19 protein-coding genes are annotated in these 21,837 nt (G+C 71.8%); 8 read left to right on the top strand and 11 right to left on the bottom strand.

Annotated elements, in window-relative coordinates; translation table 11 throughout:
• Positions 1-11: 11 nt before the first annotated feature.
• Together cysS and rlmB are read left to right on the top strand one after the other, a co-directional pair.
• The gene (cysS, locus tag H483_RS24845) at positions 12-1,427 is read left to right on the top strand and encodes a cysteine--tRNA ligase (protein WP_017835984.1); all 1,416 of its coding nucleotides are present in this window, start codon (positions 12-14) and stop codon (positions 1,425-1,427) included.
• A gap of 1 nt (position 1,428) precedes the next feature.
• Entirely contained in the window at positions 1,429-2,397 is a 969-nt protein-coding gene (gene rlmB / locus H483_RS24850) for a 23S rRNA (guanosine(2251)-2'-O)-methyltransferase RlmB (protein WP_017835985.1), read from the top strand.
• Between the two features lie 19 nt (positions 2,398-2,416).
• Here the strand turns inward: rlmB and H483_RS24855 are convergent, their stop codons facing one another.
• From H483_RS24855 to otsB, 5 genes are all read right to left on the bottom strand, one after another.
• A complete protein-coding gene (locus tag H483_RS24855) occupies positions 2,417-3,430 on the bottom strand; it encodes an aminoglycoside phosphotransferase family protein (RefSeq protein ID WP_017835986.1) in 1,014 nt (337 codons plus the stop codon).
• Positions 3,431-3,464: 34 nt separating this feature from the next.
• Positions 3,465-4,313, bottom strand: coding sequence for a metal ABC transporter permease (locus tag H483_RS24860; protein WP_017835987.1), 849 nt, complete (start codon positions 4,311-4,313; stop codon positions 3,465-3,467).
• 2 nt (positions 4,314-4,315) lie between these two features.
• The gene (locus H483_RS24865; protein ID WP_042329060.1) at positions 4,316-5,185 is read right to left on the bottom strand and encodes an ATP-binding cassette domain-containing protein; all 870 of its coding nucleotides are present in this window, start codon (positions 5,183-5,185) and stop codon (positions 4,316-4,318) included.
• A gap of 41 nt (positions 5,186-5,226) precedes the next feature.
• The gene (locus H483_RS24870) at positions 5,227-6,354 is read right to left on the bottom strand and encodes a metal ABC transporter solute-binding protein, Zn/Mn family (RefSeq protein ID WP_017835989.1); all 1,128 of its coding nucleotides are present in this window, start codon (positions 6,352-6,354) and stop codon (positions 5,227-5,229) included.
• A gap of 85 nt (positions 6,355-6,439) precedes the next feature.
• Positions 6,440-7,210, bottom strand: coding sequence for a trehalose-phosphatase (gene otsB / locus H483_RS24875; protein WP_017835990.1), 771 nt, complete (start codon positions 7,208-7,210; stop codon positions 6,440-6,442).
• 118 nt (positions 7,211-7,328) lie between these two features.
• Here otsB and H483_RS24880 point away from each other — a divergent pair, with 118 nt between their 5' ends.
• A complete protein-coding gene (locus tag H483_RS24880; protein WP_017835991.1) occupies positions 7,329-8,810 on the top strand; it encodes an amidase in 1,482 nt (493 codons plus the stop codon).
• Positions 8,807-9,532, top strand: a complete 726-nt coding sequence (locus H483_RS24885) for a GntR family transcriptional regulator (protein WP_017835992.1) — start codon at positions 8,807-8,809, stop codon at positions 9,530-9,532. Before H483_RS24880 ends, H483_RS24885 begins: the two co-directional genes overlap by 4 nt.
• A gap of 9 nt (positions 9,533-9,541) precedes the next feature.
• Here the strand turns inward: H483_RS24885 and H483_RS24890 are convergent, their stop codons facing one another.
• Positions 9,542-10,159 (bottom strand): response regulator transcription factor, encoded by a 618-nt coding sequence (locus tag H483_RS24890; RefSeq protein WP_017835993.1) that lies wholly within the window; start codon positions 10,157-10,159, stop codon positions 9,542-9,544.
• A 95-nt stretch (positions 10,160-10,254) separates the two neighbouring features.
• On the opposite strand from H483_RS24890, the gene H483_RS24895 reads away from it, so the two are divergent.
• On the top strand, positions 10,255-10,527 hold the full coding sequence (locus H483_RS24895; RefSeq protein ID WP_017835994.1) for a WhiB family transcriptional regulator: 273 nt from the start codon (positions 10,255-10,257) through the stop codon (positions 10,525-10,527).
• Between the two features lie 69 nt (positions 10,528-10,596).
• Here the strand turns inward: H483_RS24895 and H483_RS24900 are convergent, their stop codons facing one another.
• From H483_RS24900 to H483_RS24910, 3 genes are read right to left on the bottom strand one after another with little or no spacing between them, the layout of a single operon-like run.
• Positions 10,597-12,060: an NAD-dependent succinate-semialdehyde dehydrogenase gene (locus H483_RS24900; RefSeq protein WP_017835995.1), complete on the bottom strand. Its 1,464-nt coding sequence runs from the start codon at positions 12,058-12,060 to the stop codon at positions 10,597-10,599.
• A complete protein-coding gene (locus H483_RS24905; RefSeq protein ID WP_017835996.1) occupies positions 12,057-15,182 on the bottom strand; it encodes an FAD-binding and (Fe-S)-binding domain-containing protein in 3,126 nt (1,041 codons plus the stop codon). The genes H483_RS24900 and H483_RS24905 overlap by 4 nt, the downstream gene beginning before the upstream one ends.
• On the bottom strand, positions 15,164-16,453 hold the full coding sequence (locus H483_RS24910) for an aspartate aminotransferase family protein (RefSeq protein WP_017835997.1): 1,290 nt from the start codon (positions 16,451-16,453) through the stop codon (positions 15,164-15,166). Before H483_RS24910 ends, H483_RS24905 begins: the two co-directional genes overlap by 19 nt.
• 85 nt (positions 16,454-16,538) lie before the next feature.
• Here H483_RS24910 and H483_RS24915 point away from each other — a divergent pair, with 85 nt between their 5' ends.
• Entirely contained in the window at positions 16,539-17,528 is a 990-nt protein-coding gene (locus H483_RS24915) for a D-2-hydroxyacid dehydrogenase (protein ID WP_017835998.1), read from the top strand.
• Between the two features lie 83 nt (positions 17,529-17,611).
• The gene (locus H483_RS24920; protein ID WP_017835999.1) at positions 17,612-18,472 is read left to right on the top strand and encodes a phytanoyl-CoA dioxygenase family protein; all 861 of its coding nucleotides are present in this window, start codon (positions 17,612-17,614) and stop codon (positions 18,470-18,472) included.
• Between the two features lie 39 nt (positions 18,473-18,511).
• Here the strand turns inward: H483_RS24920 and H483_RS24925 are convergent, their stop codons facing one another.
• Entirely contained in the window at positions 18,512-19,423 is a 912-nt protein-coding gene (locus H483_RS24925) for a LysR family transcriptional regulator (protein ID WP_017836000.1), read from the bottom strand.
• Between the two features lie 150 nt (positions 19,424-19,573).
• On the opposite strand from H483_RS24925, the gene H483_RS24930 reads away from it, so the two are divergent.
• Positions 19,574-20,809: a Glu/Leu/Phe/Val dehydrogenase gene (locus H483_RS24930; RefSeq protein ID WP_017836001.1), complete on the top strand. Its 1,236-nt coding sequence runs from the start codon at positions 19,574-19,576 to the stop codon at positions 20,807-20,809.
• 152 nt (positions 20,810-20,961) lie between these two features.
• Here H483_RS24930 and kstR read toward each other — a convergent pair whose 3' ends face one another.
• Positions 20,962-21,711: a cholesterol catabolism transcriptional regulator KstR gene (kstR, locus tag H483_RS24935; RefSeq protein WP_017836002.1), complete on the bottom strand. Its 750-nt coding sequence runs from the start codon at positions 21,709-21,711 to the stop codon at positions 20,962-20,964.
• Positions 21,712-21,837 lie beyond the last annotated feature (126 nt).

The following is a 21,837-nucleotide window of genomic DNA, read 5'->3' on the forward strand; positions in this document are numbered from 1 at the left end:
ACTCGATCCCCGTGACGCTCCATCTGTACGACACCGCCACCCGCTCCCTCCGGGAGTTCACCCCTGTCCGGGAGGGTCACGCGTCGGTCTACCTCTGTGGAGCCACCCCCCAGGCCGTGCCCCACATAGGCCACGTCCGGTCGGGGGTCGCCTTCGACATCCTGCGCCGCTGGCTGCTGGCGTGCGGATACGACGTGGCGTTCGTCCGCAACGTCACGGACATCGACGACAAGATCCTCACCAAGGCCGCGGAGAACGGGCGGCCGTGGTGGGAATGGGTCGCCACGCACGAGCGGCAGTTCACCAGGGCCTACGACGCCCTGGGCGTCCTGCCGCCGTCCACGGAGCCCCGGGCCACCGGGCACGTCACGCAGATGATCGACTACATGGAGCGGCTCATCGAGCGCGGTTACGCATACCCGGCCGAGGGGAGTGTCTACTTCGACGTCGCGGCCTGGTCGGCCGCCCCCGAAGGCGATTACGGGCACCTGTCCGGCCACCGGCTCGACGAGGTCGACCAGGGCGAGGGGGCCGACCTGCGGGGCAAACGCGACCCCCGGGATTTCGCGCTGTGGAAGGCGGCCAAACCCGGGGAGCCCAGCTGGCCCACCCCGTGGGGGGAGGGCCGGCCCGGCTGGCACCTCGAGTGCTCGGCCATGGCCACCTGGTATCTCGGCCACACCTTCGACATCCACGGCGGCGGCCTGGACCTGCAGTTCCCGCATCACGAGAACGAGGCCGCCCAGTCCCACGCGGCCGGTGACGGCTTCGCCCGGTACTGGATGCACAACGGGTGGGTCACCATGGCCGGGGAGAAGATGAGCAAGTCGCTGGGCAACGTCCTCAGCGTCCCCAACATCCTCACCGCGGTGCGCCCCGTCGAACTGCGCTACTACCTGGGAAGTGCCCACTACCGGTCCATGCTCGAATACTCACCCGAGGCGCTGCAGGAGGCCGCCGCGGGATACCGGAGGATCGAGGCGTTCGTCCGGCGCGTGGCCGAGGTCGTCCCGGAGGTACCTGTCGGAGAGTGGACCGACGGATTCGCCGCGGCGATGGACGACGATCTGGGGGTCCCCGCAGCACTGGCGGAGATCCACGGGACCGTGCGCGGGGGGAACACCGCCCTGGCCGCCGGGGACCACGATTCTGCTCTGGCCGCGGCGTCGGCCGTCCGGGCCATGACGGCGGTGCTGGGCGTGGATCCCCTCGACCCCCACTGGGTGGCCGGCGGCGGCGGGGACGACGCCGCGACCACAGCGCTCGACTCGCTCGTGCGCGCAGAACTCGAGGCGCGCAACACCGCGCGCTCGAACAAGGACTTCGCCACCGCCGACGCGATCCGGGACCGACTGGTCGAGGCCGGCGTCGAGGTGGCAGACACCGCGGACGGCCAGAAATGGTCGCTCGCCAACCGGAAGGACTGACATGGCGGGCAATTCGAGCCGACGCGGGGCGATCCGCAAATCCGGCACCAAGAAGGGTCAGGTCGTGGGATCCGGCGGCCAGCGGCGACGGGGTCTCGAGGCCCGGGGCGCCACGCCCAAGGCGGAGGACCGCACGTATCACTCAGCGCACCGCAAGGCCAAGGCCGCCTCGCGGAAGGCGGAGACCACCCAGCAGCGCCGCCGGTACGCCCAGAAGCAGGCCGACGGCCCCGAATACGTGGTCGGCCGCAATCCGGTGGTGGAGTGTCTCCGGGCCGGCGTGCCCGCGACCGCGCTGTACGTGGCGGTCGGCTCGGAGGCCGACGAGCGTCTGACCGAGGCCGTACACCTGGCCGCCAACAAGGGCATCTCGATCCTCGAGGTGCCGCGCACCGACCTCGACCGCATGACGAGCAACGGCATGCACCAGGGCATCGGCCTGCAGGTGCCGCCGTACCAGTACACGGACCCCAAGGACCTCCTCGACATCGCGATGGGGTCGTCCCGCCCCGCGCTCCTGGTCGCACTCGACAACATCACCGACACCCGCAACCTCGGGGCCGTCATCAGGTCGACGGCTGCCTTCGGCGGGCACGGCGTCCTCATCCCCGAACGGCGCAGCGCGTCCATCACGGCCGTCGCGTGGCGTACCTCGGCCGGTGCGGCGGCCCGGCTGCCGGTCGCGCGTGCGACCAACCTCAACCGCACGCTTCTGGACTGGGCGAAGGCCGGCGTGCAGCTCGTGGGCCTGGACGCCGACGGCGACACCACGCTGGACAGCTACGACGGCACCGGCCCCACGGTCGTGGTGGTGGGATCCGAGGGCAAGGGGCTCTCGCGGCTCGTGCGGGAGAACTGCGACTCGATCCTCTCCATCCCGATCTCCGGTGGGGTGGAGAGCCTCAACGCCTCGGTCGCGGCCGGTGTTGTCCTCTCCGAGTTCGCCCGTCAGCGTCGCGTGACGGGCTGACGGGCACATCGGAACCAGCTCAGTCCAGCGGGCGCCGGGGCGACCGACAGCGGTCGAACGTCGCCCGCGCGTACTCCCACGTCTCCTCGCCGTAGTACAGGTGGCCGACGACCATGTAGAGCCCGGCGAACCGTTGGTAGGTCCAGGCCCTGTCCAGAAAGGTCTCGTCGATCCTGCCGACGTAGCGCGCGAGCACCTCGTCGACGAAGCGCGGGCCGTACTCGTACAGCTCGGCGAAGTCCACCGCGGGGTCGCCGAGGCACATGTCGGTGAAGTCGATGAGCCCCAGTCGGCCCGGGGACGTGCGACGGTCCCAGTACAGATGGCGTACATACACGTCGTTGTGCAGGAGGACCCGTGGCAACAGGGTGGACTGCAGCGCGGCGACCTCGTCGCAGATCTCCCGCGCCGTCCGCATCTCGTCCTCGGTGAACACCGCCGGGAGGTCGTTGGCCACGATTCCCCGCACGAAATCCAGGTTCTCGGGTTGGTAGGAATCCGGAACCCGGTACAGCGGAGGTACCGACGTGTCGGCCCCGTGCAGCGCGGCCAACAGTGACCCGAGCTGGCCGGCGATCATCGTCCTGTCCGTCGTGGGCAGGGACCGGAGCAGGTCAGGAGTGAGCCGGTCCCCACACACCAGTGGGTACCCGGCGAAGCCGCCGTCCGGGGGGACGTGCGAGTACCGGGGTATGGCGGCGTCGACACCGGCCGAGAGATGTTCGAGGACGGCGACCTCGTGGGGGAGCTGCGCGAGCGCCTGCTCGTCCGTGGGGAACCGGAACACCAGGTCCCGGTGCCCGAGCGAATCGGCGCCACGGCACCCGTGGAGCATCACCACCACGTGATCCCAGCCCTCGTCGATCCACTGCGCCGACTCCCAGACGAGGGCGGGGAAGGCGGCGCGGATCGCGTCGAGGGCAGTGCGTCGGTCCGCCGGGGAGACAGAGCCGGCTGAGGACACGGCGTGGTCGGGGGAAACGGCATCGGCCGGGGAGACCGGGTCGCTCGGGGGGTCGGGATCGACGGGCATTGGTCCGACCGTAGTCACACGGGCCGGTCGGCGCTCAGCGCCGGAGCGCGGCCACCGCCCGGCAGGCCAGGTAGATGACGAAGGAGATGGTGGTGACGAACACCGAGACCGGTACCCCGGGGGCGAGTGAGAGCAGCATCCCGCCGATCGCCGCGATCTGGGCGAACAGGATGGTCAGGGCGATCGCGCGCCCGGGGCTGGAGGTGACCGCGGCGGCGGCCGCGGCCGGCGTGATGAGCAGGGAGAGCACGAGCAGAGCTCCCACCACCTGGACCGCCTGAGCGGCCGCGAGCCCGACCAGGACGGCGAAAATGAGGTTGATGGCGCGCACGGGGACCCCCCGGGCCTCGGCGACCTCGGGATCCGCGGAGGAGAAGACCAACGGCCGGTAGAGGGCGATCAGCGTGACGCAGATGATCGCCGCGACCACCGCCATCTGGATCACGCCGTGTTCGGACACGCCCACGATCTGCCCGGTGAGCAGGGAGAAGCTGGTCCCGGATCGCCCCGGGTAGAGGTGGATGAACAGCACGGCCATGCCGAGGCCGAACGCCATGACCACACCGATCGAACTGTCGCGTTGCGAGGCGCGCGCCCCCATCAGTCCGAAGATCAGCGCGGCCACCACCGAACCGAGGATCGCTCCCAGGCCGAGATTCAGGCCGAACAACAGGGCGGCCGCGGCCCCGGTCAGGGCGAGTTCGCTGGCCCCGTGCACGGAGAACGACATCTGCCGCATCACGATGAACGGCCCGATCGCCCCGGCCAACAGGCCGAGCAGCGCGATCGCCACCAGACCGTAGAGCACGAAGTCCTGTCGGAGCAGGTGCGCGGTGACCTCGGTGTCGGCGATCGACCCGGCGATCTCGAGCAGGCGGTCCATGGTCAGGCTCCGTGTCCGGGGTGGGCGTCGTCGTGATGGTGGTGGCCGGTCGACCACGGCTCGGCCACCAGGTGCTGGGTGTCGCCCACCACGATGATCTGGCCGCGGACCCGCAGCACCTCGACGGGCGAGGAGTAGAGGTCGGACATGACATCGGTGGTGAACACCTCCTCCGGGGTGCCGATGCGGTGGCGGCCGCCCACCAGGTAGACGATCCGGTCCACCATCGGCAGGACCGGGTTGATCTCGTGGGTGACAAAGATGACGGCGGTGCCGTGCTCGCGGCGCCGGTGGTCGAGGACCGCGGCGACGGTGCGCTGGCCGGCGAGGTCCAGGCTCAGTAGCGGTTCGTCGCAGAGCATGACGCACGGATCGCAGGCGATGGCCTGAGCCACCCTGACGCGTTGCTGCTCGCCTCCGGACATGCGGCCGAGGGGCTTGTCCGCCAGTCGCCCCGCCCCAAGGCGGTCCAATGAGTCAGCGACCACCCGGCGCTTCTCGCCGCGACCCGTCGGCCACCCCGGACCCCAGCGGGTGCCGTCGATACCGAGTCCCACCAGGTCGCGCCCGCGCAGGGTGATCCCGGGGTCGAACGCCTTCTGCTGGGGCACGTAGCCGAGGTGGGTCCCGCGGTCGCCCGGGACACGTCCGTCGACGAGGACCGTGCCGGAATCGGGCGCGAGCTCGCCGAGGAGCACCTTGAGCAGGGTCGTCTTGCCGGCTCCGTTGGGGCCGAGGACGGCGACGAACTCCCCGGCGGCAACCTCGAGGTCGAGGTCGCGGATGAGCGTGCGACCCCCTCGCGAGACCGTCACCGAGTTCAAGGAGACGACCGGCCCGGGGCCGGGTTCCCCACTGGTGTGGGGGGACACCTGGTCGTCAGTGTCGTCAGTGTCGTCAGTGTCCACCCTCGTCAGTGCCCGCCGTCGTCGACCGGGGTCGCACCGTCGAGGGCCGAGGACAGGGAGTCGACGATCTGCGTCATCCACTCGGTGTAGTCCATGCCCTCGGGAAGGGTCTCGGTGAGGTCAAGGACGGCGACGTCCGCCGATTCGGCCGCGTCCCGGACCCGGGCGGTCACCGAGGTCTCGGTCTGGGTGTTGAACGCGAGGAACGCGACCTCCCGCTCGGCCATCAGGTCGAGCATCGCCGAGAGGTCGGCGGCGGACGGGTCGGTGTCGTCCTCGATCGAGGCGAGGAACCCGCGCGGGGTCAGGTCGACCATGTGGGCGGCGTCGAACAGGTGGGCGCCGATCCGCTCGGTCTGGGCGTAGGGGAAATGCCCGCGGTCGTGGATCTCGTCGAGCTGGGCCTCGAGCGGGGCGAGGGAGTCGGCGAACCGGTCGGCGTTCTCGCGGTACTCCTCGGCGTTGGCCTCGTCGATCGCCGCCAGTTCCTCGGCCACGCGCTCGGCGACGGCGGCGGCGGTGGGCAGGCTGAACCACACGTGCTCGTTGGTGTCCGAGTCGTAGTCGTGGCCACCGTGGGAGTCGTCCGCGCCGTGGTCGTCATGCCCGTGCTCGTCGCCGTGCTCGTCGTGGCCGTCCTCGGCACCGTGCTCGTCCTCATGCCCGTGCTCGTCGTCGTGCTCGTCGCCGTGATCGTGATCGCCGTGCGAGTGGCCGGCGATGGTCTCGCCGGTCACGCGCTCGAACTCGTCGACCGCCCGGACCACGTGCACGTCGTCGGCGTTCTCCAGTGCCCGGTCCACGAAGGAGTCGTACCCGGCGCCGTTGTAGACCACGAGGTCCGCGCCGGTGACCGCGGCCGCGTCGGCCGGGCTCGCCTCGTAGGAGTGCGGGTCGGCGGCCGGGTCCGAGATCACCGACTCCACTGTCGCGTTACCGCCGGCGACCTGCTCGGCGATATCGGCGTAGACGCTCGTGGACGCCACGACGACCGGCCCGGTCTGCGCGGACCCCTCGCCGGAACCGGCGTCGGATCCACACGCGGTCAGGACCGCCCCACCGAGGACTGCGACGGAGGCGAGGGCCACGACCCGGGCGGACAGGGGAGTACGGGGCAGGGTGGATGACGACATAACGAAGACCGCTCTCGTAGCAATGGGAACCGTTGTCGTTAATTCTATGCCGCCACCCTGACCCGGGGTCGAGCAGGCCCCCGGTCTAACCCCGGAGTTCGGCGAGGTGCGCGAGCAGCCCGACGACCGCGGGGATGTCGGCGACGCGATATCCGGCGAGGGTCTGGCCGTCCCCGACCTTGATCCCGATGTCCCCCTCGCGCAGGCGCGCGAAGCCTCGTTCGTCCGTCACGTCGTCGCCGATGAAGATCGCGATCTCGGCACCGGTCTGCTCGACGAGCCTCTCGATCGCGGCGCCCTTGCTCGCCTCGCGAACCGCGATCTCCACGACGTTCTTGCCCTCGGTCACGAATACTCCGTCGAAGGCGGCGGGCCCGGCCATGGCCTCGGACATCGCCGTCCGACGCCGATCCGGGTCCTCGACAGGCCGGACGTGGAGGACTGCGGCGGTGGGCTTGGGCTCGACGTGTGCGCCGGTGGTGTGCGAGACGATCTCCTCGAGTGCGGAACGCACCCGGGCGAGCCGCGCGAGCTCGTCGTCGTCCAGAGGGGTGTCGAAACCGCCCTCCCACTCGGACCCGTGGCTACCGACCAGGACCACCGGTGCGGCGGCGCCGCTCACCTGCGCCAGGGCCTCGCGGTTGCGGCCGGAGAGCAGGGCGACGGTGGTTCGCGGCAGCCCGGCGAGCCGTTCGAGGGCGTCGACGGCGCCGGGCGCCGGGACGGCGAGGGTCGGGTCGTCGACGAACGGCGCCAGGGTTCCGTCGTAGTCGCACGCGATCACCAGGGTGGGGGCCCCGGCGGCCCGGCGCAGGGCGTCGGCGAGTTCGGGGGACAGGTCGTCGGCGGGGGTCATGGCCCCAGCCTAGAAGGGCTGCCCGCCGGGGGGCGTGATGTCCGGATCCGCGCCGGTGTGAGTTGACGACGTGGTCGCCGACTGTAGGATTGTCGACAATCTGACGGAAGGTAGACGTATGACCACTTCCCTGACGGCGCTGGAGCTCTCCCAGCGCTTCCGCAGCGGCGCGTTGTCCCCGGTCGACGCCGCGGTGGACGCGCTGGAGGCGATCGAGCGGGTCGACGGCGAGATCAACGCCTTCTGCCACGTCGACCGGGCGGAGACCCTCGCGGCCGCCCGTCGCTCGGAGGACCGCTACCGGCAGGGCACACCCCTGAGTCCTCTCGACGGCGTTCCCACGTCCATCAAGGACATCTTCTACACCCGCGGGGTCCCCACGCTGCGCGGCTCGCGCCTGCTGGCCCGGAAGGACGGCGCCGCCGACCCCGCCTCATGGCCCGACGACGCCCCGGTGACCTCGGCCGTGCACGAGGCGGGATGCGTGGTGGTCGGTAAGACCACCACCCCCGAGTTCGCCTGGAAGGGGGTCACCGACAACACACTCACCGGTATCACCCGGAACCCCCACGACACCGACCTCACCCCGGGAGGGTCGAGCGGAGGCGCATCGGCCGCCGTCGCCGCCGGGCTCGGCCAGCTCGCGCTGGGCACCGATGGTGGCGGCTCGGTCCGGATCCCGGCGGCGTTCTGCGGGATCGTGGCGCTCAAGCCCACCTACGGCGTGATCCCCATGTTCCCCTCGAGTCCGTTCGGCACGCTCGCCCACGCCGGCCCCATGACCCGCACCGTCGCGGACACCGCCGCGTTCATGGACGCGCTCCTCAGGCCGGATCCCCGCGACTGGTCGGCGGTGCCGGCACGGGCGACGACCCCCGGCCCGGGCGGGTACCTCGCCGCGGCGACCGAGGGTGCGGGGAACGGCGCCGGGGATCGACCGCTCGAGGGTCTGCGGGTCGCCTACAGTCGCGACCTGGGTTTCGGCACCAACGACCCCGAGGTCGAGCGGGAGGTGACGCGCGCGGTGGACGTCCTGGCGTCGCTGGGAGCGCGGGTCGACTCGGTCGATCCCGGAGTCGCCGATCCCGTCGACGCCTTCCACGTGCTGTGGTTCGCGGGCCTCGCCGCGGTGCTCGCGCCGCACGGCCCAGACGCGATCGACCACGTCGACCCGTCGATGCGTGAGGCGCTGGGCCGGTACCACGACTACTCCGCGGCCGACTATCTCGATGCGGTGGCGGTCCGGATGGCGCTGGGCGCGCGGATGGCGGACTTCCACCAGGGGTACGACATCCTCATCACCCCCACCACCCCGATCCCCGCCTTCGCCGCCGGATCGGACGTGCCTCCGGCGTGGCACAGCCCCGACTGGACCTCGTGGACCCCGTACACCTATCCGTTCAACATGACCCAGCAACCGGCGCTGAGCGTGCCCTGCGGGACGACCGATGCGGGCCTGCCGGTGGGGATCCAGATCGTGGGGGCGCGGTTCGACGACAGGCTCGTCGTCCGGGTGGGCGCCGCTCTCGAGGCGGCACTCGGTCAGGTGGTCCCCGCCCCGCGGATCCACGCGTCCCCGGCCGGAAGCGCCGGGGGATGACGGTGCTCGGGTCGGACGCCGGTCCCGACCTCGGTCCGGATGCGGGGCCCGCCGCGGCCGCGGGGTTGGAACCGGTCGTCCGGGAGTCGACCCCGGCCCTCATCGCCCGTACCCTCCGACGGGCGATCTCCGACGGCACGTTCCCCCCGGGCGCGCAGCTCGGAGAGGCCGCGCTGGCTCGGTCGCTCGGGGTGAGCCGAGGGCCCCTGCGGGAGGCCATGCAGCGCCTGACCCAGGAGGGGCTGCTCGTCTCGCACCGGAACCGGGGTCTGTTCGTCGCGGACCTCTCCGCGGAGGCGGTCGAGGACATGTACCTCCTCCGGACCACGGTCGAAACCGCGGCGTTGGACCGGGTGCTCGAGCTGGGACTGGGTGCCGACACCGCGGATGCGCTGGACGCGGCCGTGGACGCGATGGCCTCCCTCGCCCACGAACCACGGTCGGGGGCCATGGTCGAGGCGGATCTGGACTTCCACCACGTCCTGGTGGAGGCGGCCCGGAGCCCCCGTCTGTCGCGGGTGCACGAGACCGTTCTGGTCGAGACGAGCATGTGTCTGCACGCCATGGCCGGCACCTATTCGGACGCGGAGTCCAGGCTCGCCGAACACCGGGCCATCGCCGGGGCCATGCGCGCCGGGGACCCTGACCGGGCCAGGGGGTTGCTGGTCGACCACATGAGGGACGGGCTCGCCAGGGTCAAGGAGGGCGGCCCGGTGCGGTGACCCTGCTGCTCAGCGGGTGACCGCGAGCCCGCTGCGCATCGCCCACGCCACCGCCTGCGGGCGGGTCGTCACCCCGATCTTGCGGTAGGCCTCTCGGATGTAGGTCTTGACCGTGTTGATCGACAGGTAGCAGACCGCGGCGATCTCCTCGTTGGACCTTCCCTGGGCGATGAGCGCCAGCATCTCCGATTCCCGGGGGGTCAGGCCCACGTCGCCTGTCGGCCACATACCCGCGGACCTGTGCTCGCCGTCGTGCCCCAGTAGTCGTACCCGTTCGCCCGCGGCGATCCGCTCCACGGAGCCGACCAGTTGTTCACCGGACAGAGACTTGGACAAGTACCCCGTGGCGCCGGAGGCGAAGGCGTCGTCGATCGCGCGCGGATCCGTGACGGCCGAGTAGACGGCGACGGCACCGATCATGGGGTCGAGCGTCATTGCGGAGCACCGGGCCTGCCAGTCGACGGGCGAGGCGAAGGTGTCGAACAGCACCACGTCTACCGGCGCGTTCCCCGGTGAACCGGGTCGGTTCACCACGACCTCCACGCGGTCGCAGAACGGGGAGAGCAGGGCGTGAACGCCGGCGATGATCACTGTGAAGTCGTTCTCCACCGAAACCCTGACGGACATATCAGAACTTTAACAGTCGCGCCCCATCCCACCCCTGGGGATGTGCCGAACAGTCTCGACCGTGAAAGAAGCTGGGTTGGACGGGAGGGAGAACAATGACGACCGCGGCTGCGAGGATCGTCGAACGATGGGCCTGGGCCGAGTACGGCAGGTGCAGGGACGTACCGGACCTCTTCTACAACGCCGACGACGACCCCAAAGGCCTCCGGCGGCGTAAGGAGGCGGCGGCCAAGAAGCTGTGTGAGCAGTGCCCTGTCATCCAACAGTGTCGAGCGCACGCCGTGGGCAACCGGGAACTCTACGGTGTCTGGGGAGGCATGACGGAGGCCGAGCGACACCGCCTCGCCGGCCGGGCCCGCACCGGCTGACCGCCCCTGACGAGCCGGCCCCGTGCGACCCGCCCCCGAACGACCCGGCCCAGGTCGGTCGGTGCCCCGTCAGCGCACCGGGATCGCCACGAGCTTGGTCTCCACGAACTCCTCGATTCCGGTCAGGCCGCCCTCCCGCCCCAGGCCGGACTGCTTGATGCCCCCGAACGGCGCGGCCGGGTTGGAAACGATCCCGGTGTTGACGCCCACCATGCCGGCCTGCAGCCGCTCCGACATGGTCATCGCGCGGTCCAGGTTCTCGGTCATCACGTAGGAGACGAGCCCGAACTCGGTGTCGTTGGCCAGCTCCACCGCCTCGTCGTCGGAGTCGAACGGGATCAGGGCGGCGACGGGGCCGAAGATCTCGGTCGACATCAGGGCGGAGTCCGCCGCGACCCCGGTCAGGACGGTCGGTGGGTAGAAGTACCCGGGGCCATCGACTCGCGACCCGCCGCACAGGACCTCGGCGCCGCGCCCCACGGCGTCGTCGACCAGCTCGACCACCTTCGTCACGGCCTTCTCTTCGACCAACGGGCCCACGTCGGTGCCCTCGCGCGTGCCGTCGCCGACGGTCAGCGCGGACATCCGCTCGGAGAGGCGCCGGCCGAACTCGTCCAGGACCGAACGGTGGACGAGGATCCGGTTGGCCGACGTGCAGGCCTCGCCCATGTTCCGCATCTTGGCGGCCATCGCGGCGTCGACCGCGGTGTCCATGTCCGCGTCCTCACACACCACGAACGGAGCGTTCCCGCCGAGCTCCATCGACGTGCGCAGCACCCCTCGCGCGCACTGCTCGAGCAGGGTGCGCCCGACCGGGGTGGACCCGGTGAACGACAGCTTGCGGGCGATCCCGGAGTCGATCCACGGCTCCACGACACTGCCGGGGTCGGTGGTGCACACCGTGTTGAGCACCCCGTCGGGCAGTCCCGCCTCGCGCAGGAGGTCCACCACGTACAGCGAGGTCAGCGGGGTGAGGTTGGCCGGCTTGAACACCATGGTGCAACCGGCGGCGATGGCGGGTCCGATCTTGCGGGTGGCCATGGCCAGGGGGAAGTTCCACGGGGTGATGAGGATGCACGGCCCCACCGGCTCGTGGGTCACCATGAGCCGGGTCTTGCCGTCGGGCGACCGGCGGGCGTCCCCTCGGACGCGGCAGGCCTCCTCGGAGAACCAGCGGAAGAACTCCGCGCCGTAGGTGACCTCGCCCTTCGCCTCGGCCAACGGCTTGCCCATCTCGGTGGTCATGAGCAGGGCCAGCTCGTCGGCGCGGTCGAGGATCAGCTCGTACGCCCTGCGCAGGATCTCGGCGCGGTCGCGTGCGGGCACGGCCGCCCACTCGGGCTGTACCCGCCCGGCGGTCTCGATCGCGGCGTCGGCGTCGGCGGCCCCGCCGTCGGCGAGGGTGGCGATCACCTCGCCCGTGGCCGGGTTGACCACCTCGAAGGTGGCGCCGGAGTCCGCGTCTCGCCAGGCCCCGTCCACGTGGATGCCGGTGCCGAGCGCGGCGATGATGTCGGTGGCGGATCGGGTCATGTGGGCCTCCTGGTGGGTGCGGAGCTGGGTGTGGAGCTGAGCGAGGGGCTGAGTGTGGGGTTGGGATCGGGGTCGAGGAGCTCGAACAGGTGCCGGCCGGCGCGGCCGGATCCGGTGGTGGGATCGGTGGCGCCCAGGTGGCCGACCTGCGTGGCGCAGGAGAATCCGTCGGTGAGCACGGGGGCGTCCGGATCGGCCCGCAGGGCTGGGGCCAGGGCCTGCTCGGCGACGGCCGCGGTGACGGCCTCGTGGCCGGCGGTGAACCCGAAATCCCCGGCCACGCCGCAACAACCGGTGGCCTCCCTGACCGAGCCCACGCCGAGGGCGGTGAGTGCCGCCCGTTGGACGCGGTTACCGAATGTCGCGTACTCGTGGCAGTGGGTCTGTACCGTCACCCGGTCCGGGGCCGTACCGCCGGGCCAGGAGGGGGCGCGGCCCTCGTCGGCGAGTCGTCCCAGGTGGTCGGCCGCCGAGCGGATGCGGGCGGCGACGCGGCGGGCGGTGTCGGCGTCGGGGGTGTCGGCGAGCAGGCGCGGGAGGTCCTCGCGGAGGGTGGCCGCGCAACTGGGTTCCACGACGACGACGGGGACCTCGCCCCCGTCCGGGCCGCGGATCGCGTCGAGGCGGCGGGCGGTCGCCCTCATGGTGCGGCGCGCCGCGGAGAGCCTGCCCGTGGTGACGTGGGTGAGCCCGCAGCACTGGTCGGCACTGCACGCGACGGACGTGTGCACACCGCCCAGGACCCGGGCCGCGGCTCCGGCGACGGCGGGGCGCAGGCCGCGGGTGAAGGAGTCGAGGAACAGCACGACCTCTGCCGAGGTGCGCGTCCCGGGAGGTCCGTGATCGCGGACGGACCACACGCTGTCCGGGACGCGGGCCAGTTCGCCCCGCAGCTGCGCGGCCGAGGTGAAGCGCGGCAGCGTCCGGTCGGTCGCGAGCCCGCCCAGTCGGGCGGCGGCGCGGCCCGCGCGGGTGGCGAGCACGGCGTTGAGTGGTCCGGACGCCCGCACGGTCCCGCGCAGCCAGAGGGGCAGCAGGCCCAGCGAGTAGTGGGCCAGGGGGCGGATCCGCCGCCGGTAGCGCCTGTGCAGTGCCTCGGACTTGAAGGTGGCCATGTCGACGCCGGTCGGGCAGTCGGAGGAGCACGCCTTGCAGGCCAGGCACAGTTCGAGCGAGTCCTCCACGGCCGGGGCGTCGATCGGCAGGGTGCCGCGGACCACCTCCTGCAGGACCCGGGCCCGGCCACGGGTGGAGTCCTTCTCGTCGCCCGTGGCGCGGAACGACGGACACATCACGCCGCCCGCCGACGAGCGGCATCGGCCAACGCCGATGCAGGCCTGGACGGGGTGGGCGCCGTCGGCGGTGACGATCGCGCCGAGGAGGTCACGGCCACGGAGGCCGACATCGGCCTGTGCGACACCGGCCTGTGCGACACCAGCCTGTGCGACACCGGCCAGTGCGAGGTCGCCGTCGAGGGGGCGGGTGGCGGTGAGCCCGCCCGGGGCGAGTATCCCCGCGGGATCCCAGATGCGGGCGAAGCGGGCGAAGGTGTCCAGCATCTCGGGCGAGTACATGACCGGGAGGAGCTCGGAGCGCGCCCGGCCGTCGCCGTGTTCCCCGGACAGCGAGCCACCGTGGTGCACGACGAGGTGGGCGGCGTCGGTGCAGAAGGCGCGCATGACCCGACGGCCCTCCTCGGACCGCAGGTCGAAGCTGATGCGGATGTGCATGCACCCGGCCCCGAAGTGCCCGTACATGACGCCGGTGAGGCGATGCCGCGCGAGCAGTTCCCGGAAATCGGCGAGGTAGTCGGCCAGACGGTCGGGCGCCACGGCCGAGTCCTCCCATCCCGGCCAGGACTCGATGGTCTCCCCGGTCGCGGGGTCGGTCAGTCTCGAGCTCAACCCGGCGCCGTCCTCGCGCACCCGCCACAGATCGGCGCGGGCCACCGGGTCCGTCACGACGAGCGCCTCGACGGCGTGGCCGCTGCCGGTGAGCTCACGCGCGAGGTCGGCGACCCGGTCGTCGAGGGTCGCCGACATCGGGCCCGCCCCGGCGCGGTCGGCATGCACGCCGTCGGTGTCGGTCGTGTCGTCGTCGAGTTCCACGAACAGCCACGCCCTGCCGGCGGGGAGCGCCGCGACGGCGTCGGCGCCGCGCCGCTCGCGCATGGTCTCGACGATCACCTCGTCGATCCCCTCGACCGCCGTGGGCTGGTGGCGCAGGATCGCGGTGACGTCCCGGGCGGCGTCCACGACGTCGGCGTACCCCACGACCAGGAGCCCGGTCCGCGCGGACCGGGGCACGGCGCGCATGGTCGCCGCGGTGACGACCGCGCACGTGCCCTCGGAACCCACCAGGGAGCGCGCCACGTCGAAGCCCTCCTCGGGCAGCAGGTGGCGCAGGTGGTAGCCCGAGACCTGGCGGGGCAGACGACCAAGTTCCGTGCGGATGACGGCCAGGTGGTCGGCGGCCAGCTCGCGCAGCTCGGTGTCGAGGTGGTGGGCGCGGGTCGTGGCGGCGGCGTCCGAGGGATCGGTGGCCTCGACGCCGCTGCGGGTGACGGTCAGGCGCAGGCCGTCGTAGGTGACGATCCGCATCGATAACACGTGGTCCGCGGTCCGGCCGTGGCGCACCGAGTGGTTACCGCAGGCGTCGTTGCCGATCGCCCCGCCCAGGCACGCCCGGGACTGGCTGGACGGATCGGGCGCGAAGGTCAGGCGCTCGTCGGTGGCGGCGTGAACGGCCGCACGCAGGTCGGTCAGGACGCACCCGGCCTCGGCGGTGACGGTCCGGCTCGTCCCGTCGACGGCCAGCACGCGGTTCATGTGCCGGGACAGGTCCAGGACCAGACCGGTCCCGATGGCGTTGCCCGCCATGGAGGTCCCGCCGCCCCGCGCGGTGGCGGGCACGCCGAGCCGATGGCAGACCGCCAGCGCGGCGGCGACCTCGGACTCCGACCGCGGGAACAGAACGGACTCCGGCACGACCCGGTAGTTGGAGGCGTCGTAGGAGTACTCGGCGATCCGGCGCGGGTCCGACTCGGGTGCGAGGCCCGCCGCGACGAGTTCCTCGTGGAGCCCGCCGCGCAGGTCGACGGAGGTCACGCCGCCCCGTCGCACACCCGGTGGACCGCGCGGGTGAACCGCTCCACTCCGGCGTCCACCTCGTCGGCGGTCACCACCAGCGCGGGGATGAGTCGCACCACCGACCCCGTGGGCCCGCAGGTGAGGGTGAGCAGGTCCTCGTCGATGCACGCCTGCTGCACCGCCCCGGCCAGGCGTGCGGCCTCGACCGCGCCGGCGCTCCCGGCGGGTGCGGTCGGGTCACCGAACTCGACGCCCAGCATGAGGCCGGTCCCGCGGATGTCACAGATCTCGCCCACGTCCCCGAGGCTACGCCGCAGGCCGTCGAGGAGCTGGGCCCCGCGCTCGGCGGAGTTGGCCACCAGGCCCTCCCTGGCGACCACCCCGAGGGTCGCCACCCCCGCCGCGGCCGCGACGGCGTTGCCGCCGTAGGTGCCACCCTGCGACCCGGGCCAGGCCTTGGACATGATGGCCTCGGGTGCGGCGATCGCGGAGATGGGGAAGCCGGAGGCGATCCCCTTGGCGGTGATGATGACGTCCGGGACCAGGCCCTCGGTGTGCTGGTGGCCCCAGAACCGGCCCGTGCGCCCGACGCCGGCCTGGACCTCGTCGAGCACGAGCAGCGCCCCGATCCGGTCGGCCCGGTCACGCAGTCCCTGCAGGTAGCGCGGCGGCGTGGCCATGTAGCCGCCGTCGCCGAGCACGGGCTCGATGAGGAACGCCGCGATCTCGCGGGCGTCGACGCGGGAGGCCATCAGGTAGTCCAGTTCGGCGAGCGCGAAGTCGATCGCGTCGTCCTGGGTCCACCCGTGCCGCAGCGCGTGCGGGAACGGGGTCATCACCACGCCTCCCATGAGGGGGGAGAAGCCCGCGGAGAAGCGCGTACCGGCGGTGGTGAGGCTGGCGGCGGCGACCGTGCGGCCGTGGAACCCGCCCTGGACGGTGACGATGTTGGGCCGGCCGGTGGCCATGCGGGCAAGTCGGACGGCCGCCTCGACCGCCTCGGAGCCGGAGTTGGCGTAGAAGACCGAATCGATCCCCTCGGGCAGGTGCTCGCCGAGCTTCTCCGTCAGCTGCAGCAGCGGCTGGTGCATGACGGTCGTGTACTGCGCGTGGATGATCTTTCCGCACTGCTCACGGGCGGCGGCGACCACGTCGGGGTGGCAGTGGCCGGTACTGGTCACGCCGATTCCGGTGGTGAAGTCCAGGTAGTCGCGGCCGTCGGTGCCGTGGATCCACGAGCCGAGGGCGTGGTCCACCACGACGGGCGTGGCCTGCTTGAGAAGGGGGGACAGGTGCGCGGTCATGGGGCCAGTGTGTGACCCGTCGCGGTAGATTGTCAACAATCCGACGATCCGCGGGTGGTCGGTGCCAGCACGCTACGGTGTGTCCATGACGCAGCACCACCGGGACCCGGCCACGCGACCGGCAGTCGTCCTGCTCACCGCCGGCGGCGTCGCCCCGCCCGCCCACCTCGACGAGCTGCGCGGCCTCGCCGAGGTCCGCCAGTGCACCGCCGACACCCTGGCCGAGGCGTTGCCGGGCGCAGAGGTGTTGCTCGTCTGGGACATCTTCTCCGACGCACTGGCCTCCGCCTGGCACGCCGCCGACGCGCTGCGATGGGTCCACGTGGCCGCCGCCGGGGTGGATGCGCTCCTCTTCGACGAGCTTCGCGACTCGGACGTCCTGGTCACCAACGCCCGGGGCGTGTTCGACGGGCCCATCGCCGAGTACGTCCTGGCCTGCGTGCTCGCCCACGACAAGCAGTTGCACCGGACGGAGGCGCTGCAGCGAGCGGGAGAGTGGCACCACCGCGAGACCACCCGGGTGGCGGGGCGCCGGGCGCTCGTCGTGGGTACCGGGGGGATAGGCCGGGCCACCGCGCGGCTGCTCAGGGCCGTCGGAATGAACGTCCGGGGGGCGGGGCGTCGACCCTCCGACGACGACGAGGACTTCGGCGTCGTCCTGGACTCGGCCCGGCTGGCAGATCACCTGGGCGACGTCGACCACCTGGTCATGGTGGCCCCGCTGACCGAGGCCACCCGCGGGATGCTCGGCGAGGTCGAGCTGGCCGCGCTCCCGGACGGCGCGCACGTGATCAACGTGGGGCGGGGCCAACTGGTGGACCAGGAGGCCCTCACGAGCGAGATCGCCGCGGGCAGGCTCTCGGCGCACCTGGACGTCCTCGTCGTCGAACCCCTCCCCGACGGCGACCCGCTGTGGACCCTCGACGGCGCGCACATCAGCCCCCACATGTCGGGCGACGTGGAGGGCTGGCGCGACACGCTCTCCCGGCAGTTCCTCGATCACCTGCAGACGTGGCTACGGGGTGCCGAGCCCGGGCCCGCGGTCGACAAGGGCCGGGGATACGTCAGCGGCTGACCGGTTGTGGGTGGTCAGTACCCTCCTTACGGTCGAGGTCAGAGGCGGGCATACGAGGTCCGCCGGCCACCGAGAGGAGCTGCATGGCACTGGCCGTCGACGACTACGTCACGCGCGTGACCACCACCCCGACCATCATCGACAGGCCCGTCCCGGTGGTGTGGTCCCGGGCCGACGATCCCGAGATCCAGCGATTCGCCGAATTCGGCTACGTGCAGCGACAGGGCGCACTGGACGCGGGCAGGGTGGACGCCTGTCTCGAGGAGGTGCACCGCATCGGTGCCGACGCCACGATGGCCACCGACCCACGGGTCATCCGCGAGGCCGGCAGCGACGCCGTGCGATCCATCTTCGACGTCCACATCCTGAGCGAGGTAGTGCAGGAGGCGGTCGAGTACTCCGGTGCCATCGAACTCGCCCGCGAGATCCTCGGCTCGGACGTCTACGTGCACCAGAGTCGGCTCAACTACAAGCCCGGCTTCGCAGGCGGCGCGTTCTACTGGCACTCGGACTTCGAGACGTGGCACGCCGAGGACGGCATGCCCCGTCCGCGGGCGTGCAGCGCCTCCCTCGCCCTCACCCGCAACGAGGTGTACAACGGCCCGCTGATGATCATGCCGGGGACGCAGAAGTACTTCGTCCAGTGCGCCGGCGAGACGCCGGAGGCGTACTACGAGGAGTCCCTCGTGAGCACGGCGCCGACGATCGGTGTGCCGTCCGAGGGGCACATCGCGGAGCTGTACCGCTCGCACGGACTGGACGTCCTCACGGGCGGGGCCGGGTCGATGACGATGTTCGACTGCAACACCCTCCACGCCTCCGGGGGGAACATCAGCCCGGTGCCGAGGGCGAACGTCTTCGTCGTCTTCAACAGCGTGGAGAACGAGCTGGCCAGCCCCTTCGCGGGGACTCCGCGACGACCCGACTTCCTCGCGCGGCGCTGAGACCCGGTGGCGTGCCCGCGGACCGGGTGCGGTCAGGTCCTACGGGGTGTCGAGCCCCAGGCCGAGGGCGGCCTCGGTGAACGCGTCCACGAAGGCCTGCAGCGGCCGGCGCCGGGCGTCCCGTTCCCGGTAGGCGATCGAGACCGTCCTGGTCAGGCCGTCGCTCAGCGGTAGTACGTCCACATCCGCGGTCGTGGTGCTCAGGCCGAGGTCGGAGGCCAGGGTCACGCCGAGGCCGGCCGTTATCAGGGCGAGTGCCGTCGACTGCTCGCCGGCCTCATGGCGGATGTCCGGTTCGAACCCCGCCTCGCGGCACGCGAGCCGCACCGCCCTTCCGAAATGCGAGCGGGGGTGGGCCAGGACCCAGGGCCTGCTCGCGAGGTCGGCCAACGCCACCTCGTCGGCGTCGATCCACCCGCGGGGGGCCACGACATGCAGGGATTCCACGGCGATCGGGGTACGGGTGAGTTCGGGGACGCGGGCCATCGTGTAGCTGGAGTAGTCCAGGACGAACGCCAGGTCGAGGGACCCGTCCCGGACGGCGCCCGTGGTGTCCTCCGGGGCGAGCTCACGGCTCCGCACCCCGATACCCGGGTGGTCCCGGGCGAGTACCCGGATCCCCTCCGGCAGCAGCCTGGTGGCCACCGACGCCCAGACGCCGGCGGTGAGAGTCGTGCCGACCCCGGCCCGGGCCGACTCCATCGCGTGCCCGGCGTCCTCCACCGCGGCGAGGATGGTCTCCGCGTGCCCGGCGAGGACCAATCCGGCATCGGTGAGTCCGATCCGCCGGCCGCGCCGCTCGAACAGAGGGGTCCCCGCCTCCCTTTCCAACAGCGCGAGCTGCTGGGAGACCGCGGAGACCGTGTAGTCCAGGGCACCGGCCACAGCGGTCACGGTCTCGCGACGCTCCAGCTCGCGGAGCAGCCTGAGACGATGCAGTGACGGCTCCATGCCCCCGAGAATAGGGGCTGACCGGGGACAGTGCAGAAAATCTGAACGGTCAGGTCCATCGATTCTCGCTGGACCCGGCCCCGTTCCCGCTCCCATCCTGGAATGACCCCGACGGAGAGTCGGACACAGGCGTTTCAGGAGGCGAGCACGATGACATCCATCGAGATTCCGGGTAGCACCGCGACGACCGGGTCGGTGCCGGTGGCTGTTCCCGCTCCGCCCGCGGAGCGGACCACCACGCGTGAGCCGTACCTGCGGCTGCACTGGAAGGACGACATCACGGGCGCTCGCGGCTTCCTCGTCGTCGACACCCTGGTCGGTGGCCTGGCCACCGGGGGCACCAGGATGCGGGCCGGCTGCACCCTGGGTGAGGTGGAGGACCTGGCCCGGGGCATGACACGCAAGACCGCGGCGTTCGACCTCCCCGTGGGCGGCGCCAAGGGCGGGATCGACTTCGACCCCAAGGATCCGCGCGCCGTCGAGGTGTTGTCGAGGTTCTGCGAGGCGATGCGCCCGTTCCTCGACCGTCACTGGGTGACCGCCGAGGACCTGGGGGTCCCGCAGCACCTGATCGACGAGGTCTTCGCGGGACTGGGGATGCGGCAGTCCTACCACGCCGCCATCGAGCGTTCCGGGGATCCCGCCGAGACCGCCGCGCGAATCTTCCGCGGGCTCACCGCCGAGGTGCCCGGCGGGTTGCTCGGCGACGTGATCGGCGGGTACGGGGTGGCGCAGGCGTGCCTGGCCGCGGCCTACGTCCGCGGCTGGGACGTCGGCCGCACGACCGTCGCGGTCCAGGGCGTGGGCACGATGGGTGGAGCGGCCGCCTGGTACCTGCACGAGGCCGGCATGACCGTGGTCGCGGTGGCCGACGCCGCCGGGACCCTCTACGACCCTGCGGGCCTCGACATCCCCGCGCTGCTCGCCACCCGCGACCGCTTCGGTGAGATCGACCGCGCGGCCGTTCCCGCCCGGGTCCAGTGTCTGGGGCGGGAGGAGATCATCGGGATGGACGTCGACGTCCTGGTCCCCGCCGCTGTCTCGTACGCCATCACCGCGGACAACTGCGCGTCCGTCACGGCGCCGATCGTGGTGGAGGCCGCCAACGCCGCCACCACCATCGACGCCGAACTCGACCTGACGGCGCGCGGGATCGCGGTGCTCCCGGACTTCGTGGCCAACGCAGGTGCGGTGGCCTGGGCCTGGTGGCTGATCCTCGGAGAGGTCGACGACCAGCCCGGGACCTCGTTCCTGCGGCTGAGCCGGGAGATGACGGCCAAGGTGTCGGACCTGCTCACCCGGTGGACCCCCGCGGACGGCCCGGTCCGCTGGACGGCCGACGTCTCGCACCTGGTGCGCGAGGTCCCGCCGGTCGTCGTGCCCTGACCGGGGTGCGCTCGGTCCCCGGGCCGGTAAGGCGCCTCAGGCGCGCGCAACAACTGCAGCCGCACACGAGATTTCGTGTGCGGCTGCAGTCTTAGCGCGCGTGTGGGGAGGGTCGAGTGGCGGCGCCCGATCAGGCCCCGGTCAGGCCCTGGTCAGGCCCCGGCCGCGGCGTCGGCGTCGGCCTCCACCCGCTCCTCGGCTGCCCTGTCCTCCGCAGCCCCGTTCCCCTTGCCGATCGCGGTGTGCAGACGCGCGCGGCGGGGTGAGTCGTCGGTGCCCAGCAGGAGGTCGATGGTCAGCCCCAGCCTGCTGTTGACGTCTGCGGCGGACGACCTCCTGGTGAGCCACGAGACGAGGTTCGACATCCACACGTCGGAGACCACGCGCGCGATCGAGAGCTGGACCTCGTCCGGCTCACCCTGGGCCATGGCGCGGGCGATGATCCGGTCCATGTAGAAGCCCACCTCCTCGACCTCGTTGGCCACCGAGGCGTCGGCGAACATGAACGCCCGGGTCATGGCCTCGGTGAGGTTGGGATCGCGCTGCATGGATTTGGTGATCATGTCCACCACGACCTTCATGCGCTCCTGGGCGGTGTCGCCGGGCGGTGCCGACCGTTCCGTGCGCTGGTCCAGCCGGCGGAACTCGCGGGCCAGTGCCGAGACCAGAAGGTGGACCTTGGAGGGGAAGTAGCGGTAGAGCGTGCCCACGGCGACCTCGGCCTTCTCGGCCACGGCCCGCATCTGGACCGCCTCGTACCCACCCTTGGCCGCCAGGGCCAGCGTGGCGTCGAGGATGCGACGACGACGCTCCCGCTGCGACGAGGTGCTGGGCTCGTCTGCGCGGGTGGCGGGATCGGACGCGCCTGGACCGGAACCGGTCTCGGTCGAGCTCTTGGTCATGAGGCGAGCCTCCTGGGCTGGCGACGGCCGATCGGGGGCCGGGTGCGGTCATCACGTCCTGCTGGTGCATTCTAGGACACGGTTGTTAGAACACGTTCTATTATGGGGGAGAGCGCCGGTCCCGGG

Source organism: Dietzia sp. UCD-THP (assembly GCF_000349585.1).
Taxonomy (GTDB): Bacteria; Actinomycetota; Actinomycetes; order Mycobacteriales; family Mycobacteriaceae; genus Dietzia; species Dietzia natronolimnaea_A.